Origin of the sequence: Klebsiella pneumoniae subsp. pneumoniae HS11286 (genome assembly GCF_000240185.1) — a bacterium.
Taxonomy (GTDB): domain Bacteria; phylum Pseudomonadota; class Gammaproteobacteria; order Enterobacterales; family Enterobacteriaceae; genus Klebsiella; species Klebsiella pneumoniae.
In genome coordinates, this window is record NC_016845.1 from 3166255 (window position 1) to 3180741 (window position 14487).

Genomic DNA, 14487 nt, shown 5'->3' on the forward strand with positions numbered 1-14487 from the left:
AGCATGTGGCAAGCAATCAGTACTCTTTTACGCGATTGGCATACCGAAGACGCTGAAATCGAACTGAAAACCGAGCTGCCCGGTGGAGAGATCCATTCCGCCTGGCATTTACGCTTCGGCGGGAAAGATTACTTCGTGAAATGCGACGAACGGGAACTTCTGCCTATCTTCACCGCCGAGTCCGATCAGCTGGAGCTGCTGTCGCGAAGCAAAACCGTTCGCGTACCGCAGGTCTTTGCCGTCGGCAGCGATCGCGACTATAGCTTCGTGGTCATGGAGTACCTCCCTCCCCGTCCGCTGGATGCGCACAATGCGTTTCTGCTTGGCCAGCAGCTAGCCCACCTCCATCAGTGGAGCGATCAGCCGCAGTTCGGTCTGGATTTTGATAACGATCTTTCCACCACGCCGCAGCCCAACGCCTGGCAGCGTCGCTGGTCGGTTTTTTTTGCCGAGCAGCGTATCGGCTGGCAGCTGGAGCTCGCGGCGGAGAAGGGATTGCACTTTGGCGATATCGATACCTTAGTCGATATGGTACAGCAGCGACTGGCCAACCATCAGCCGCAGCCTTCGCTGTTGCACGGGGATCTGTGGTCCGGCAACTGCGCTTTAGGGCCGGATGGCCCCTATATATTCGATCCCGCCTGCTACTGGGGCGACCGCGAGTGCGATTTAGCCATGCTGCCGATGCATCCGGAACAGCCCCCGCAAATCTATGACGGCTATCAGTCCGTTTCGCCTCTGCCGTCGGGTTTTCTCGATCGTCAGCCGATTTATCAGCTTTATACTCTGCTGAACAGAGCGATTTTGTTTGGCGGCCAGCACCTGGTAACGGCCCAGCAGGCGCTGGATGATGTATTGATGGAGAAAATGCGTTAAACAAGCTTCACGGCGGACCTTGCCGGTCCGCCGCAGCGTTTTATCAGTTAATCTCGACGCCGTTCAGGCGGAATTTGATGGTCATCGTTACGCCGGTACCCGGTCTTCCCTGCTCATAACGCCATCTGCGCATCGCGCTTTTCACCTCGCGTTCGAACATATTCGCCGGCTGAGCAGAGAGGATCTGCAGATTATCAATGCGGCCATCAGGCGAAACGTCAAACTTCACCCGTACCGTCCCTTCAATGCGCAGCGCCTGAGCGCGCGGCGGATAGGACGGCTGAACGCGGCTGATCGCCCGCGGGCCGCTCGGAGCAGTAACGGTGGGTTTAGCCGCTGCGGTCGAGGTACTTGGCGCTGTACGCGCCGGCGCCGTATTGTTGTTTTCAAACGGCGAGGCCGGACGCGGCTCTGCTGCCGGCTTCACTTCCCGCTTCGGCTGTTCAACCTTTTTCTCCGGCTTAGGCTTGGGTTTAGGTTTGGGCTTCGGCTTAGGTTCCGGTTTATGGATCACCACCGGCGCCTCTTTCGGCGGTTCAGGCGCTACCTCTGGCTCCGGCTCAGGTTCGGGTTCAACAACGGGCTCCACGACAGGCTGCGCCGCCGGAGGCGGCTCAAGATCGGCCGGCGCCACCATTGTGATCTCTATCGGCTGCGTCGGAGAAGGCTGTTCAATAACCTGATGTACCGAGGTATAAAGCAGCCCCGCCACAACGGCACCGTGGATAGCCACGGACAGCAGCGTTGGCCACGGAAAGCGGCGAGGTAAATCAAGGGTCATTGCGCTCATAGTCGTTTCTGTTGAAAAATGATGCTCCGATTTTAAATGCAAATAGCAATCATATTCAATAAGGCGTCTTAACCTGAGTCAATTTTTGCCGCCATTTGCAGAAAAAAGCTGCGTCGGCAGTGCTTTCCACTCCAGAGCGCATCTTTGCATTGCAGTCCATCGCTGTTTAACTTAACGTAATTCGCCTGATTATTGATAAGGAGCTTTGCCGTGCTTTACGTTATCTACGCTGAAGATATCGCCGATTCTCTGGAAAAGCGGCTGTCGGTTCGCCCCGCGCATCTCGCGCGTTTACAACTCTTACACGATGAAGGCCGACTGCTTACCGCCGGGCCAATGCCGGCCGTTGACAGTAACGAACCGGGCGCAGCAGGATTCAGCGGCTCAACGGTGATTGCCGAGTTTGAATCGCTGGAAGCGGCCCAGGCCTGGGCTAATGACGATCCGTATATCGCCGCCGGGGTTTACCGCCAGGTCTCAGTTAAGCCGTATAAGAAGGTTTTTTGAAAATACCCTTTCCTTTTTCTGGCTAACCACAAAAACACCCAGGTCATCAGAATGAAGGGCGCATTTTGGTACACGACATTGAAGTGTCGCCCTTTTTAACCTCGCGAAAGCGTTGACTGTTATCCGCCTGAGAAGCCTGGAAGATGAGCACGCACTTTCTCCTGCTACCCCATCATCGACCATCGCCTCGCTTTTTTCGGCAATGGAAAATGCTGACAAAACATCGACGCCGCGCGTGATAGTGAATTACTAATACCTTGTGTAAGGCTGTTAGGGAGGATCGCGTTGTTATTTAGCGCTTGCATTTAATGTCAGCACATCCTGATATAGCCCTATAAATCTACAGTGCAATAGAATGAAAAAAAATAACTGAAAGATAGTTGCTTAACGACAGACATGAAAGCCCGAAAAAAATATTATTGGGCATCCACTGCGGATGCCGCGGAACCGAACGTAGCCCATCTTGCTATATTCAGGACCGTAGCCGCTTGAAAGCACGTGGAAATAACCCCCCTGTAGACAAAGGTTTACCTGGCAGGCATAAAGGGATATTAACTACGCTGCCAGCGTTAAGTTGCTGAGCATCATTTTTAAAGCCTATTAATTTCGTTGCGTAAACTTCACGCAGAGTGATAGTAGGGGCATCACTGCTTGATTAAAAAATTTGAAAGGGAATAACAAATGTTTTCAATAAGCCCTGTATTTTTTTGGGCTAACATTTATGTACCTGCCGATTTTGAGGATTATTGTGTGAATACCCTGAAAAAAACCGCATTGCTTTCTGTACTTGCCTTATATATTCCTGTGTCGCAAGCCGCGGCTAAGGAATACAGTCTTGATCCACAGCATACCTCGGTTGTGATCTCCTGGAACCATTTCGGCTTCTCAAACCCTACCGCCTATATCTCTGATGTTTCAGGGAAACTGGCCTTTGATAAAGAGAATCCGGAGAAATCCTCGGTGAACGTCACGCTGCCAGTGAAAACCATTGACGCTCACGTCAAGGCGTTAACGGATGAGTTTTTAGGCAAAGAGTATTTTGATGTTAAAACGTTTCCCGACGCCACTTTCCAGAGTACCAAAGTGGAAAGCAAAGGCGACAATAAATATGATGTGGAAGGTAATTTGACCATTAAAGGCATCACCAAACCGGTGGTCCTGCATGCCGTCCTGAATAAGCAGGATATGCACCCAATGGTGAAAAAAGAGGCCATTGGATTTGATGCCACCGGGGTGATAAAACGTTCAGACTTTAAGCTTGATAAATATGTGCCGGCGGTAAGTGATAACGTCACCATCACGTTATCCACGGAAGCCTATGCAAAATAAGTAAAAGCTGGCGCAACGATTGCGTTTTATTCAGGATGCTTATTGCATGGCCTCTCTGAATAATATAACAGGCTCAGATTATTCATGGTCAGGATCGGTCGGTTCATTTAGCTTCAACGCGCTGGACCGCTTAATAACCCCCTTGCCTGTCTGAGTCTGTTTTCTCATTCCCTCAGCTCCCGCCTGGTTACCGCAGCTGGCCGGTCATATCATTAAGCATTTAACAACGCCATGCCCTTCCTGAGCGGCAATAAACCCTGAGCGGCAATAAATGCTATCTGACGGTTAATTCCTGTCGCGCCGCAAACGACTTGGCTCTGGATCTTGTCGTCCGTCATTACAAGCCAGGCGTAGCATCTCTCTTTCACTGAGGCGGGAGCTCTGTTTTGTCGTCGCATCGCAGCATGAAAAACCATCATTGCCCTATGGCGATGAGCAACGGGAATTTAGCGCAGAGAGAAAAACGACAACGGCACCGCGTACGGTGCCGTTTGCCTGCTCGCTTAGCTGTCAGGGAAGATAAACAGCAGGGCATGACGCTGCCGTTTCACCAGCCCCTTCCTGATAGCGAGGATCCGCATATTGCGGCGCGATTGGGCTTCCAGCCAGCGCGCTTTACGGCGATTCACCTGTCTCAGCATGCGCCAGCGCCCTACTTCCGTTCTACTACGCTTCATTGCAACGACTCTACGAGTGAAAACAGCCCCCATTATAAACCTCTGCCAGCAACTGACTACCGCTTTCGCTGCGTTTTTATTTGCCAGAAAAATACTGATGCGTAAACTCATCACATATCGTCATTCAAAAGGATTTTACATCTATGACAACCTTTTACACGGTGGTGAACTGGCTGGTCATTCTGGGGTACTGGCTGTTGATCGCCGGTGTAACATTACGAATTCTAATGAAACGCCGCGCTGTCCCGTCCGCCATGGCATGGTTGCTGATCATTTATATCCTGCCGCTGGTGGGGATCATCGCCTATCTCTCCTTTGGCGAGCTGCATCTCGGCAAGCGTCGGGCCGAGCGCGCCAGGGCGATGTGGCCCTCGACGGCCAAGTGGTTAAACGACCTCAAAGCCTGCAAACATATCTTCGCGGAAGATAACAGCCCGGTGGCCGAATCCCTGTTCAAGCTGTGCGAACGGCGTCAGGGCATTGGCGGCGTAAAAGGCAACCAGCTACAGCTGCTGACGGAATCTGACGACGTGATGCAGGCCCTGATCCGCGATATTCAGCTGGCCCGTCACAACATAGAGATGGTCTTTTATATCTGGCAGCCCGGCGGCATGGCCGACAGCGTCGCTGAATCGCTGATGGCCGCCGCTCGCCGCGGGGTTCACTGTCGGCTAATGCTTGACTCCGCGGGCAGCGTGGCCTTTTTCCGCAGCCCATGGGCGGCGATGATGCGTAACGCCGGTATTGAAGTCGTCGAAGCTCTTAAGGTTAACCTGATGCGCGTATTCCTGCGCCGGATGGACCTGCGTCAGCATCGTAAAATGGTGATGATCGATAACTATATCGCCTACACCGGCAGCATGAATATGGTCGATCCGCGCTACTTTAAACAGGACTCAGGAGTCGGACAGTGGATTGATCTGATGGCGCGAATGGAAGGCCCGGTGGCGACCTCGATGGGCATCGTCTACTCCTGCGACTGGGAAATAGAGACCGGCAAGCGCATTCTGCCGCCGCCCCCGGACGTCAATATCATGCCGTTCGAAGAGGCCAGCGGACATACTATTCACACGATCGCCTCCGGACCGGGCTTTCCGGAAGATCTGATTCATCAGGCTCTCCTCACCGCCGCCTATGCGGCGAAAGAGCATCTGATCATGACCACCCCCTACTTCGTACCCAGCGACGACCTGCTGCATGCGATCTGTACCGCCGCCCAGCGCGGCGTTGACGTGAGCATTATTTTACCGCGCAAGAACGATTCGCTGCTGGTAGGCTGGGCCAGCCGGGCCTTCTTCACCGAGCTGCTGGCGGCCGGGGTCAAAATCTATCAGTTTGAGGGCGGACTGTTGCATACCAAGAGCGTGCTGGTCGATGGCGAGCTAAGTCTCGTGGGGACCGTCAACCTGGATATGCGCAGCCTGTGGCTCAACTTCGAGATTACCCTGGTCATCGATGACGCCGGTTTCGGCAGCGATCTGGCGGCGGTTCAGGATGATTATATCTCGCGCTCGCGCCTGCTGGATGCCCGTCTCTGGTTAAAACGTCCGCTGTGGCAGCGGATCGCCGAGCGACTGTTTTACTTCTTCAGCCCGTTGCTGTAAAACGTGCCCATCAGATACCGAATGAGTAGCAATCATGGATATGGATTTAAACAACCGCCTGACCGAAGACGAAACGCTCGAGCAGGCTTACGATATCTTCCTCGAACTGGCGGCCGACAATCTCGACCCGGCGGACATCATTCTGTTTAACCTGCAGTTTGAGGAGCGCGGCGGCGCCGAACTGTTCGACCCTTCGGCAGACTGGGAAGAGCATGTGGATTACGATCTCAACCCGGATTTCTTCGCCGAAGTGGTGATTGGTCTGGCGGATACCGACGGCGGGGAAATCAATGATATCTTCGCCCGCGTTCTGCTGTGCCGCGAGAAAGATCATAAGCTGTGCCATATTCTGTGGCGTGAATAACCTTTAACATCCAGTAAAAAGCCTGCCGCGGTTCTCCCGGCAGGCTTTTTTACGTCGCCAGCTTACTTCGGCAAGGCATGACCGCAGGCATGGCAGAAACGGGCGTTATCGTCATGGTCGCCCTGCTGACACTGCGGACACAGGCGCTGCTGTCGTCGACGATTCAGGGCGCTGGTCATATGCGTGGTGATAAGTCCGGTCGGTATGGCAATAATGGAGTAGCCGATCAGGATAAGAATGGAGGCCAGGATGCGACCCAACGGCGTGTGCGGCGTGATGTCTCCGTAGCCGACGGTGGTGATGGTCACGATGGCCCAATAGACCGAGGCGTTAAGCGTGGTAAAGCCGTATTCCGGCCCCTCAATCAGATACATTAACGAGCCGAAAATCACCATCACAATGGCGATAAACGAATAAAACAGGATCAGCTGATGGCGCGCGCTGACAATCGCTCGCCAGAACACGTTGAGCGAAGGCATAAAGCGCAGTAGTTTGAGAATACGCAGCGCGCGGATCGCCCGCATTGCCCGCCAGGCGAATACATAATTGAGGCTAATTTCCGGCCATAGCCACATCACATACAGCGGTAAAATCGTCGCCAGGTCAATCAGCCCCCAAAAGCTGAAAATATAGTGGAGCGGATTGGGCCAGGTAGCGATACGCAGCAGGTATTCCAGGGTAAAGACCGCGGTCACCAGCAGCTCCAGCCAGACGAAAATATGCCATTCATCTAATGTCAGGTGATATTGCGTGCCCAGTCCCGACTCGATAAATATCACCAGTACGCTGAGCAGGGCGAAAAGTCCGCACAGCCCTTCAAAGCGGCGGCCGGAACGTCGGTTCTGATCGAAAAGTAAATGATAAAGCCGCAGACGAGCGGCAGAAAGCATACCCACTTCGTTAACCTCGCAAAAAAAAAGGGCTGACCTGCGTCAGCCCCTGAGATTATAACGGGTCTACCTTAAGGCAGGAAACCGCATGGCGGAAACTGCCTTCCAGCACCGGGCGGGTTTTGGCGCACTCCGGTCCGGCAAGCGGACAGCGGGTGCGGAATACGCAGCCTGAGGGCGGATTAATCGGCGAGGGTAATTCGCCTTCCAGCAGTTGGATAGTTTTCGTTTTCTCGAGATCAGGATCGGGGATCGGCACCGCCGACATCAGCGCTTTGGTATAGGGATGCAGCGGATTATGGTACACCTCGTCGTAGGTCCCCAGCTCCACCGCATGGCCCAGATACATTACCAGAACCCGATCGGAGATATGCTTAACCACCGCCAGATCGTGAGCGATAAATATCAGCGATAGCCCCATCTCACGCTGCAGTTGCTGCAGCAGGTTGACGACCTGCGCCTGAATCGACACGTCAAGCGCGGAGACCGGCTCATCGCAGATAATCAGCTTTGGCTCAAGGATCAGCGCCCGCGCGATGCCGATACGCTGACACTGACCGCCGGAGAACTCGTGCGGATAGCGGTTGATCAGGTTGGGCAGCAATCCAACTTTCATCATCATCGCTTTGACGCGATCGCGCACTTCCTGACGGGGCATCTTCGGATGATAGGTACGCAGCGGTTCGGCGATAATTTCTCCGATGGTCATGCGCGGGTTCAGCGAGGCCAGCGGATCCTGGAAGATCATCTGGATATCGCTGCGCACGTCGCGCCACTCTTCCTGCTTCATGCCCAGCAGATCTTTACCCAGCCAGGCCACTTTGCCATCGGTCGCTTTCACCAGACCAATAATGGCGCGGGCGAAGGTCGATTTGCCGCAGCCCGACTCCCCTACCACACCGAGGGTTTCACCCTCGTAAAGGCGCAGCGTCACGCCATCCACCGCTTTCAGCGTTTTCGACGGCTGCCAGAACCACTGCTTGCCATCTTTGATATCGAAGTGCACCTTCAGGTCGGCAATTTCGAGCAGGACTTTTCGTTGTTCAGTTACGGCGTTCATAGCAGATCCCCCACCGGTTTAAAGCAGGCGCGCAGGCAGCCTGGCGCGAACGATTCCAGCGGCGGCGCGCTGCTGCACTGCTCCATGGCATGCGGGCAACGCGGCTGGAATGGACAGCCTTTCGGCAATCGCAGCAGGTTCGGTGGGTTGCCGGGAATGGTCAACAACGCATCGCCTTCCGCATCCAGACGTGGAACCGCATTCAACAGCCCAATAGAGTATGGGTGCGACGGTTGATAGAAGACATCGCGCGCCTGACCGTACTCCATGGTGCGCCCGGCGTACATCACCAGCACTTTATCGCAGATACCTGCCACCACCCCAAGGTCGTGGGTGATCATGATAATGGCCGTGTTGAATTCGCGTTTAAGCTCATTCAACAGCGTCATGATCTGCGCCTGCACGGTAACGTCCAGGGCAGTGGTCGGTTCATCCGCAATCAGCAGCCGGGGCCGGCACAGCAGCGCCATGGCAATCATCACGCGCTGACGCATGCCCCCGGAGAACTCGTGCGGGAACATTTTCATGCGCTTACGCGCTTCCGGCATTTTTACCGCGTCGAGCATCTTCACCGACTCTTCAAACGCTTCGGCTTTACTCAGCCCTTTATGCAGCATCAGGACTTCCATTAACTGCTCGCCCACCCGCATATAGGGGTTAAGAGAGGTCATCGGATCCTGGAAAATCATTGAGATTTGTTCAGCGCGCAGTTTGTTCAGCTCACGCTCGGGCAAATTGAGGATTTGCCGACCGTTAAAGGTGGCGGAACCCCCGATGCGACCGTTGGCCGCCAGCAGTCCCATCAGGGCGAAGGCGGTTTGCGATTTACCGGAGCCGGATTCGCCCACAATGCCGAGCGTCTCGCCCGCCTGCAGGGTGAAGTTCAGATCATTGACGGCGGTGACGTCGCCATCCGGCGTTTTAAAGGTGACGCGAAGATCTTTCACGTCCAGCAGTAGCCCGCTGTGGCTCTGCGCTTGCGGCGCTTTTGCCGTTTCAATCATGGTCATGGCAGCGCTCCTTAGCGGTCTTTCGGGTCGAGGGCATCACGCAGACCATCGCCGATAAAGTTGAAACAGAACAGGGTCACCACCAGGAAACCCGCCGGGAACAACAGTAGCCAGGGCGAAACTTCCATTGAGTTGGCGCCATCGCTGAGCAATGCCCCCCAGCTGCTGAGCGGCTCCTGCGTCCCCAGTCCCAGGAAACTGAGGAAGGATTCGAAGAGGATCATGCTGGGGACCAGCAGCGAGGCATACACCACCACCACCCCCAGCACGTTGGGGACGATATGGCGCAGAACGATGCTCGCCGTCGAGACCCCGCCGACCTGCGCGGCTTCGATAAACTCTTTGCGCTTCAGGCTCAGCGTCTGCCCGCGCACGATACGCGCCATATCCAGCCAGGACACCATACCGATGGCGACAAAGATCAGCAGGATATTCTGACCAAAAAAGGTCACCAGCAGGATGACGAAGAACATAAACGGGAAGGAGTTGAGGATCTCCAGCAGACGCATCATCACCGAATCCACTTTGCCGCCGAGATAACCGGAGAGCGAACCGTACAGCGTGCCGAGGATCACCGCCACCAGCGCCGCCGCCACCCCGACCATCAGCGAAATGCGCCCGCCGATCGCTACGCGCACCAGCAGATCGCGCCCGGAGGAGTCGGTTCCGAAGTAGTGGCCGGAGGCCATATCCGGAGCATTGGACATCATGCCCCAGTCGGTATCGAAGTAGGAGAACGACGACACCATCGGCGCGAAGGTAACGAACAGCGCAATAAGCACCAGCATAATCAGGCTGGTCACCGCGGCGCGGTTATGCATAAAGCGACGACGCGCATCCTGCCAGAGGCTACGCCCCTCCACTTCCAGCTTCTCACTGAAGTTTTCCAGCGCCTCGCTATTTTTCTTACTTAACATCATGGCGAACTCCGGCTTCAGTAGCGAATCTTCGGATCGATAACGGCGTACAGCACGTCAACGATGGCGTTGAACAGGATAGTCAGGGCGCCAACGAGGATCGTCAGGCTGAGCACCAGCGAGTAGTCGCGGTTAAGCGCCCCGTTAACGAACAGCTGGCCGATCCCCGGCAGGCCGTAAATGGTTTCAATGACCATTGAGCCGGTGATAATGCCCACGAAAGCTGGCCCCATATAGGAGAGCACCGGCAGCAGCGCCGGCTTCAGCGCATGGCGCAGAATAATGCGACGCATCGGCAGCCCCTTCGCCCGCGCGGTGCGGATAAAGTTAGAGTGCAGCACTTCAATCATTGAGCCGCGGGTGATACGCGCGATGCTGGCGATATAGGCCAGGGAAAGCGCCACCATCGGCAGGATCATAAATTTCAGCGCCCCGCCGTTCCAGCCGCCGCCCGGCAGCCAGTGCAGGGTAATGGCAAAGATCATCACCAGCAGCGGCGCGACCACAAAGCTCGGAATAACCACGCCGGTCATGGCTACCCCCATCACCGCGTAGTCCCAGCGGGTATTTTGCTTCAGGGCGGCTATCACCCCGGCGGCAACGCCGATCACCACCGCCAGTAAAAAGGCGGCGAAGCCCAGTTTCGCTGAAACCGGGAAGCTGGCGGCCACCAGATCGTTGACGGAATAATCTTTGTATTTAAAAGAGGGACCAAAATCGCCATGCGCCAGCTGCTTCAGATAATTGAAGTACTGCGTCATGATAGGGTCGTTTAAATGGTATTTTGCTTCAATATTCGCCATGACTTCCGGCGGTAGCGTGCGTTCCCCGGTAAAAGGACTTCCCGGCGCCAGACGCATCATGAAGAATGAGATGGTGATAAGAATAAATAGCGTCGGAATCGCTTCCAGACAGCGACGTAAGATAAATTTTAACATTGCCCGTACCTTCTGGCGTGTGCCTTTGCACTGCTCTCAAATAAGACACGATGGAGCGAGCCGAGACCCGCTCCACGTATTGCCATTAATGTTTGATAACGTAGAGGTCTTTGGTATAGACGTTATCCATCGGGTCTTTACCGGTATAGCCACCGACCCATGGTTTCACCAGGCGGGCGTTAACGTAGTAATAGACCGGTACGATCGCGCTGTCTTTGTCCAGCTGCTGCTCTGCTTTCGCATAGGCCGCCGTGCGCTGCGCTTCATCGGATGCTTTTACGGATTCAGCCATAATCTTGTCGAACGCCGGGCTCTTATAGTGCGCGGTGTTCATTGAACTGTCAGAGAGCATGGTGTTCAGGAAAGAGGTTGGCTCGTTATAGTCGGCGCACCAGCCCGCACGCGCCACGTCATAGGTGCCCTGATGACGGGTATCGAGGAACGTTTTCCACTCCTGGTTGACCAGCTTCACGTCAATGCCCAGGTTTTTACGCCACAGCGAGGCGGCGGCAATCGCCAGCTTCTTGTGCAAATCAGAGGTGTTATACAGCAGGTTGAAGGTCAACGGTTTATCGGCGCTATAGCCGGCTTCGGCCAGCAGTTTCTTCGCTTCTTCGTTGCGTTTTTCCTGCGACCAGGTAAACCATTCCGGCTCGCTCAGCTTCGCGCCATCGGTATACGGTGGGGTGTAGCCGTAGGCCGGCAGATCGCCCTGTCCTTTCACCTTATTAGCAATAATATCGCGATCCAGACCCAGCTTCAGCGCGGTACGCACGCGCACGTCGGTGAACGGGGCCTTCTGGTTGTTGATTTCGTAATAATAGGTACACAGATAGGGGTCAACGTGCAGCTCGTTGGGGATCTCTTTTTTCAGCTTCTGGAAGAGTTCGATCGGCAGCTGGTTATAAGTCATGTCCAGTTCACCGCTGCGGTAGCGGTTAACATAGGTCACTTCGGAAGAGGTCGGCAGCCAGGTAACGGTGTTAATGACGGTTTTAGCATTATCCCAATAGTGCGGGTTACGCTCCATCACGATCCGCTCGTTGACCACCCAGTCTTTCAGAGTATACGCGCCGTTGGTAACGATATTGCCAGGCTGCGTCCACTTTTCGCCAAATTTTTCGATGGCCGGTTTGTAGACGGGAGACATCGCCGGGTTAACCAGCAGTTTATAAAAATAGGGTACCGGTTCGCTGAGGGTGACTTCCAGCGTGTGGTCGTCAATGGCTTTTACGCCCAGCTCGCTCGGCGCTTTCTTGCCGTCAATGATTTCGTCGACGTTAACGATATGACCATATTGCGGATAGCTGGCATAAGGAGACGCGGTTTTCGGATCCACCAGACGCTGCCAGCTGTATACGAAGTCCTGGGCGGTAACCGGCTCGCCGTTAGACCATTTTGCATCTTTACGCAGATGGAAGGTCCAGACTTTAAAATCTTTATTATCCCAGCTCTCCGCCACGCCAGGGATCGGGTGGCCATCTTTCGGCGAAGTATTCAGCAAACCTTCGAACAGGTCGCGGCTAATATTGGCCTCTGGCACCCCTTCGATTTTATTTGGGTCCAGCGATTGCGGCTCGGCGCCGCTATTACGTACCAGGGTTTGCTTCTCTGCCAGCTGCACACCAGCCGGGACATCCGCTGCCATTGCCATATTGCCGGCGATCAGTGCGGATAGCACTCCCGCGGCGATTAAACGCTTTTTAGTGATGATGGTCATTGTGTTGTAACTCCAGTCATTATAATTACTGGTTTTTTAACCAGCCTGTTTTTCCCGTTTTCGGGTTCTGTCCAACGCAGGAGTTTGCGATTGGCAGATTGCTATCACCGACTTATTTATTACGACCGCTCGAACGGCAGTCTTAACGTCGATTCGTTGCCCTCGCTGGAGGGTCGTTCTGGCGAAATGAGTTAATTAAAAATAATTCTCATTTGCGTACATAATTCAGCAGACGATAACGGCGGAAAGTACCAAAAGGTAAACACCTCCGCCAATGCAATTTGCAAATATGTTACCGAATTCTCTTTTATTGCCGGTTTTGCCAGCGTGACAAGCGTTTGCCATAAAACGTCGATGTAAAAATATTATTATTTATCAGAGCATTACGATAATTTCATCAGCCAGCATACTGAGCAGCGACCACAAGATGGTTTTTTGTACAAAAATTTAACAATAGATTACTTTTTAGCACATTCATCTGCCGCCTTGTTAAAATTACTAATATCATTTCGATGATCCGACAGCAAGTACCAGAGAATGATGTGAAGAAAATAACATCACAGGAGGGGGAGGCGTGAGGAGAATGTTAAGAGAAATATTTCATATCTTAATGAAAAACATGAAATTAATAGCGATATCGCAAAATATTATTCCTACCGCCAGCTCCGCGCTGGCTAATAGGTTTTGCTAATAATCGCGCAGGCGTGAAGCGAGACTCCCCGCCTGCTGGCGACGAACTAACTCAGCAGCCCTGGGAAAAGCGCTTTAATCCCGGTCACAATAAACTCAATGCCGAGGGCCATCAGCAACAGGCCCATAATACGGGTGATGACGTTGATTCCCGTCTGCCCCAGCAAACGGACCAGCCACGGCGCCATACGGAAAATCCCCCAGCAGCAGAGGGCAAATACCGCTATCGCCAGTGAGAACCCGACCAGATGCACCCAGGAGTGGTACCGGGTCCCCCAGACGATAGTTGAACTGATTGCCCCTGGCCCGGCCATTAATGGTAGCGCGAGAGGAACGACGCCGATGCTCTCCCGGACCGCCGTCTCCGACTTTTCCTGCTTGTTCTGCTTATCTTCGCCGAGCTTACCGCTGATCATCGACATCGCGATGGTCACCACCAGGATGCCGCCGGCGATACGGAAGGAGTCAATGGAGATACCGAAAATCTGCAGAATGCCATCGCCGAGGAACAGCGACGTCAGGAGGATGATCGCCACCGACAGGTTGGCGGTGAGGTTGGTCTTATTACGCACCGCAGCCGGCTGATAGCTGGTCATACTGATGAATACCGGAATAATGCCAACCGGGTTAACCAGGGCAAATAAGCCGATGAAAAACTTGAAATATGCAGAAAAATCGAACAGTGATTGAGTCACATTGGGCTCCGCAGCATCATCAAAATTGGCGGTTGACTGTTAACAGCATAAAATAACTGCGCGAAACATACGCTTTTTACCTGCAATATTCATTATAAATATGCATAACCCGGTGATATGTATCGAATGTTAGCCATTTGTATATTTAATGCTAATCGTTTTTTTAATTTCAAAACCCTCCCATCACACTTGATCGAACCGGTCAAAAAGCAGCCAGCTGAAAGGTATCAGCAGCGACAATACTTGATCTAAATCACGTAATTTGTACTCAGAAGTGAGTAATCTTGATGACACCAACAGAGTGGAAGGCAGCAGTACCTGAAAGCGAAAGAGATAAAGCTTTTTTAGTAAATCGGTGAAACAGCGCCCTGATTTTTCTACATAAACATTTACATGCAAGCTGTTAACGGCCTGTCTATA

The 14487-nt window shown here is 53.6% G+C and carries 18 protein-coding genes; 7 read left to right on the plus strand and 11 right to left on the minus strand.

Annotation, left to right across the window (positions count from 1 at the left end; genetic code table 11):
* Positions 1 to 3 precede the first annotated feature (3 nt).
* On the plus strand, positions 4 to 876 hold the full coding sequence (locus KPHS_31770; protein YP_005227477.1) for a protein kinase-like protein: 873 nt from the start codon (positions 4 to 6) through the stop codon (positions 874 to 876).
* A gap of 43 nt (positions 877 to 919) precedes the next feature.
* Here the strand turns inward: KPHS_31770 and KPHS_31780 are convergent, their stop codons facing one another.
* Complete coding sequence (locus KPHS_31780) at positions 920 to 1708, minus strand: transporter (RefSeq protein YP_005227478.1); 789 nt, start codon at positions 1706 to 1708, stop codon at positions 920 to 922.
* A gap of 168 nt (positions 1709 to 1876) precedes the next feature.
* Here KPHS_31780 and KPHS_31790 point away from each other — a divergent pair, with 168 nt between their 5' ends.
* From KPHS_31790 to KPHS_31810, 3 genes are all read left to right on the plus strand, one after another.
* On the plus strand, positions 1877 to 2173 hold the full coding sequence (locus KPHS_31790; protein YP_005227479.1) for a YciI domain protein: 297 nt from the start codon (positions 1877 to 1879) through the stop codon (positions 2171 to 2173).
* A 112-nt stretch (positions 2174 to 2285) separates the two neighbouring features.
* Positions 2286 to 2426, plus strand: coding sequence for a hypothetical protein (locus tag KPHS_31800; RefSeq protein ID YP_005227480.1), 141 nt, complete (start codon positions 2286 to 2288; stop codon positions 2424 to 2426).
* Positions 2427 to 2854: 428 nt separating this feature from the next.
* Positions 2855 to 3502, plus strand: coding sequence for a polyisoprenoid-binding protein (locus KPHS_31810; RefSeq protein YP_005227481.1), 648 nt, complete (start codon positions 2855 to 2857; stop codon positions 3500 to 3502).
* Positions 3503 to 3714: 212 nt separating this feature from the next.
* Here KPHS_31810 and KPHS_31820 read toward each other — a convergent pair whose 3' ends face one another.
* The gene (locus tag KPHS_31820) at positions 3715 to 3840 is read right to left on the minus strand and encodes a hypothetical protein (RefSeq protein ID YP_005227482.1); all 126 of its coding nucleotides are present in this window, start codon (positions 3838 to 3840) and stop codon (positions 3715 to 3717) included.
* A gap of 165 nt (positions 3841 to 4005) precedes the next feature.
* Positions 4006 to 4143, minus strand: coding sequence for a YciY family protein (locus KPHS_31830; RefSeq protein ID YP_005227483.1), 138 nt, complete (start codon positions 4141 to 4143; stop codon positions 4006 to 4008).
* 179 nt (positions 4144 to 4322) lie between these two features.
* Between KPHS_31830 and KPHS_31840 the strand changes: the two genes are divergently transcribed.
* The gene (locus tag KPHS_31840) at positions 4323 to 5783 is read left to right on the plus strand and encodes a cardiolipin synthetase (RefSeq protein YP_005227484.1); all 1461 of its coding nucleotides are present in this window, start codon (positions 4323 to 4325) and stop codon (positions 5781 to 5783) included.
* 34 nt (positions 5784 to 5817) lie between these two features.
* A complete protein-coding gene (locus tag KPHS_31850; protein ID YP_005227485.1) occupies positions 5818 to 6147 on the plus strand; it encodes a dsDNA-mimic protein in 330 nt (109 codons plus the stop codon).
* A 62-nt stretch (positions 6148 to 6209) separates the two neighbouring features.
* Here KPHS_31850 and KPHS_31860 read toward each other — a convergent pair whose 3' ends face one another.
* The 6 genes from KPHS_31860 to KPHS_31910 form a co-directional block, all read right to left on the minus strand.
* Positions 6210 to 7037 (minus strand): putative potassium channel protein, encoded by an 828-nt coding sequence (locus KPHS_31860; RefSeq protein YP_005227486.1) that lies wholly within the window; start codon positions 7035 to 7037, stop codon positions 6210 to 6212.
* Between the two features lie 55 nt (positions 7038 to 7092).
* Complete coding sequence (locus KPHS_31870; protein ID YP_005227487.1) at positions 7093 to 8097, minus strand: oligopeptide ABC transporter ATP-binding protein; 1005 nt, start codon at positions 8095 to 8097, stop codon at positions 7093 to 7095.
* Positions 8094 to 9107, minus strand: coding sequence for an oligopeptide ABC transporter ATP-binding protein (locus KPHS_31880; RefSeq protein YP_005227488.1), 1014 nt, complete (start codon positions 9105 to 9107; stop codon positions 8094 to 8096). The genes KPHS_31870 and KPHS_31880 overlap by 4 nt, the downstream gene beginning before the upstream one ends.
* 11 nt (positions 9108 to 9118) lie before the next feature.
* Positions 9119 to 10027 carry an oligopeptide transport permease gene (locus KPHS_31890; RefSeq protein YP_005227489.1) on the minus strand — a complete coding sequence of 303 codons (909 nt, stop codon included), beginning with the start codon at positions 10025 to 10027 and terminating at the stop codon, positions 9119 to 9121.
* Positions 10028 to 10041: 14 nt separating this feature from the next.
* On the minus strand, positions 10042 to 10962 hold the full coding sequence (locus KPHS_31900) for an oligopeptide transporter permease (protein ID YP_005227490.1): 921 nt from the start codon (positions 10960 to 10962) through the stop codon (positions 10042 to 10044).
* A gap of 85 nt (positions 10963 to 11047) precedes the next feature.
* Positions 11048 to 12682: an oligopeptide ABC transporter substrate-binding protein gene (locus KPHS_31910; RefSeq protein YP_005227491.1), complete on the minus strand. Its 1635-nt coding sequence runs from the start codon at positions 12680 to 12682 to the stop codon at positions 11048 to 11050.
* A gap of 574 nt (positions 12683 to 13256) precedes the next feature.
* On the opposite strand from KPHS_31910, the gene KPHS_31920 reads away from it, so the two are divergent.
* Complete coding sequence (locus KPHS_31920) at positions 13257 to 13373, plus strand: hypothetical protein (protein YP_005227492.1); 117 nt, start codon at positions 13257 to 13259, stop codon at positions 13371 to 13373.
* A gap of 46 nt (positions 13374 to 13419) precedes the next feature.
* Here KPHS_31920 and KPHS_31930 read toward each other — a convergent pair whose 3' ends face one another.
* A complete protein-coding gene (locus KPHS_31930; protein ID YP_005227493.1) occupies positions 13420 to 14067 on the minus strand; it encodes a YchE family NAAT transporter in 648 nt (215 codons plus the stop codon).
* 183 nt (positions 14068 to 14250) lie between these two features.
* Positions 14251 to 14466: a hypothetical protein gene (locus KPHS_31940; protein ID YP_005227494.1), complete on the minus strand. Its 216-nt coding sequence runs from the start codon at positions 14464 to 14466 to the stop codon at positions 14251 to 14253.
* Positions 14467 to 14487 lie beyond the last annotated feature (21 nt).